This window comes from Phocaeicola sp. (assembly GCF_048170425.1).
Classification (GTDB): domain Bacteria; phylum Bacteroidota; class Bacteroidia; order Bacteroidales; family Bacteroidaceae; genus Phocaeicola.
Genome location: NZ_DBEXBB010000264.1, coordinates 1 through 2,562, shown reverse-complemented (window position 1 = coordinate 2,562; position 2,562 = coordinate 1). Strand labels below are relative to the sequence as shown.

Here is a 2,562-nt window from a genome sequence, read left to right as displayed (position 1 = left end):
TGTCAAATTTATCACGTGATGCTTTTTATATTATGGTAGCTGATATGGAGAAGGTTTCTGCTTCCTCAGAAAAGTTTGTGTCTTATTTACCGCCGTTCCTCATTCGTCATGCGGATTTGTTTCGTTCTTTTATTCTTTCTGTACAGTTTACGGAGGTAGATAATCACTTGTCACATATTTTTGTATTTACTTATAAAGATTGACGAGGTTTATCTGAATCGTTTTTTTTCAAAGTGAGGACCAGCCTTGAGGTGAAAGTAAATTAGTGAAACCACTGTTAATGAAGCTCCAAACAAGTAGGCTATTTTGAAGGTGGCTATTTCGGCCAGATACCCTCCTGTAAGTATGCCTATACCTAATCCTACATCCCATGAAGTCAGGTAAGTGCTGGTAGCTGTGCCTCGTTGACTGTTAGGAGCCAAATTTACAAATAGGGTATTATAAGCTGGAAACATGGTACCAAATCCTATTCCCAACAACAATGAAACCAAGAAAAAAATGCCGGTTGTCAGCCCCAGGTTCCAGTAGACTAACCATCCGCATGCGGTCAGGGCGAAGTAGCATCCACTAACCAGATACAGTCCAGTTGCAATTACTTTGGTTATTAATCCTTTGTCGACAAGACGTCCGCTAAATAGTCGGCTTACAGCCATACCGACAGCCATCAACGTAAAAAAGAATCCTGTTTCTGTGGTGATACCTATTTCTTGTGCATACATGGCTACATAGTTGGTGGTCATACCATAAGGAATGGAAAGTAGTAACAGAGTGAATCCGGCAGGAAGTCCTTTTAATAGAATGAAGCGGTCGAGTGATATGGGAGTTCGCTTTACGGGAGTTTTGTAAGTCGTGCGAACGGTCCAGGCAGCTATAAATCCAATTACACACGAACCGAGTGCATACGAGAAGATGGTAGTATAAGATGCTCCTCCATTATGCAGGAAAAGCCCGAACATAGGGCCGATAGACATGGCAATGTTATTGGTTAGTCCGTAGTAACCCAGTCCTTCTCCTCTTCGGGAAGAGGGCATGATGTCAATTACCAGCGTGTTTCCTCCTACCGTGACCATGCCGAACGAGAATCCGTGTACAATGCGGAAAATAATGAATAACGTGAGGGCGGTTGCTGTCATGTAGCCAGCAAAAATCAGCGTAAAAATGAAATAAGCCAGCAGGTATAATGGTTTCCGGGCGAATGTATCCAGAATGTAGCCGGAGAACGGCCGGATACATAAAGAGGAAATCGTATAGCAGGAAAGAATGACTCCAATAGCGGTATGTGAAGTGTGGAATACTTCCGACAAGTAAAACGGAAGGATGGGAGTAAGGAGCCAAAATCCGAAATAGAGCAGGAAATTGGCAGCCAGGATGGCACAGAAACTCGGGGTGACAAGTCTTTCTTTTCCATATTTCGCCGAGAGAAAAAGGGGAGATGGCTGGTTTGAATAGATAAACACGGATTACACTAAGGAAGTCGATACCTCCGGTGTAATCCGTGTTCTTATGATGATGTTACGATAAATCAGTTAGCTGATTCAAATTCTTCGAGGAAGCGTGTGTCATTTTCAGAGAACATACGCAAGTCTTTAACTTTGTATTTCAGGTTGGTGATACGTTCCACTCCCATACCGAATGCATAACCGGTGTAGAGTTTGCTGTCGATACCATTTGCTTCCAGTACAGCCGGGTCTACCATACCGCATCCCAAAATTTCTACCCATCCGGTATATTTACAGAACGGACAGCCTTCGCCACCACAGATGTCACAGCTGATATCCATTTCAGCACTGGGCTCTGTGAACGGGAAGTAAGACGGGCGAAGACGGATTTTAGTTTCCGGACCGAACATTTCTTGTGCAAACTGCAGCAATACCTGTTTTAAGTCTGTAAATGAAACGTTCTTGTCGATATACAGACCTTCTACCTGATGGAAGAAGCAGTGTGCACGGTAACTGATAGCTTCATTACGATATACACGTCCCGGGCAGATTACGCGGATAGGAGGCTGTGAAACTTCCATTACACGGCTCTGTACAGAAGAGGTGTGTGTACGAAGAATGATGTCAGGGTGACTTTCAATGAAGAATGTATCCTGCATGTCGCGTGCGGGATGGTCTTCTGCAAAATTCATGGAAGAGAATACATGCCAGTCATCTTCTACTTCCGGACCGTCGGCGATAGTAAAGCCCATACGGCTGAAAATGTCGATGATTTCATTACGGACAATTGTCAGCGGATGGCGTGTACCAAGATTAATGGGGTAAGCCGTACGGGTCAGGTCAAGTTCGGCAGTTCCGTTGTCCAGGTTGTCAAATGCTTCTTTTAAGGTTGCAATCCGTTCTTGTGCCAAGTTCTTCAACTCATTTAATTTCATACCTACTTCCTTCTTCTGTTCGGCAGGTACGTTGCGGAAGTCAGCCATCAGGGCATTGATGGCACCTTTTTTGCTGAGGTATTTGATTCGTAACGCTTCCAGTTCTTCTGGGTTCTGCGCTGTGAGTCCTTTTACTTCCTGAAGTAACTGTTCTATTTTTGCTAACATATCTCTTCTTTAATTATTTT

Annotated in this window: 2 protein-coding genes and 1 pseudogene; 1 reads left to right on the top strand and 2 read right to left on the bottom strand. The window is 43.8% G+C overall.

Annotated features, from left to right (window positions below):
• Positions 1-203 (top strand): annotated as a pseudogene (locus tag ACMJ0U_RS10510) (hypothetical protein); the annotation flags it as partial.
• Positions 204-209: 6 nt separating this feature from the next.
• Here the strand turns inward: ACMJ0U_RS10510 and ACMJ0U_RS10505 are convergent.
• Positions 210-1,451, bottom strand: coding sequence for an MFS transporter (locus ACMJ0U_RS10505; RefSeq protein ID WP_417129877.1), 1,242 nt, complete (start codon positions 1,449-1,451; stop codon positions 210-212).
• A 71-nt stretch (positions 1,452-1,522) separates the two neighbouring features.
• Entirely contained in the window at positions 1,523-2,542 is a 1,020-nt protein-coding gene (gene pheS / locus ACMJ0U_RS10500) for a phenylalanine--tRNA ligase subunit alpha (RefSeq protein ID WP_417129876.1), read from the bottom strand.
• Between the last annotated feature and the right edge of the window lie 20 nt (positions 2,543-2,562).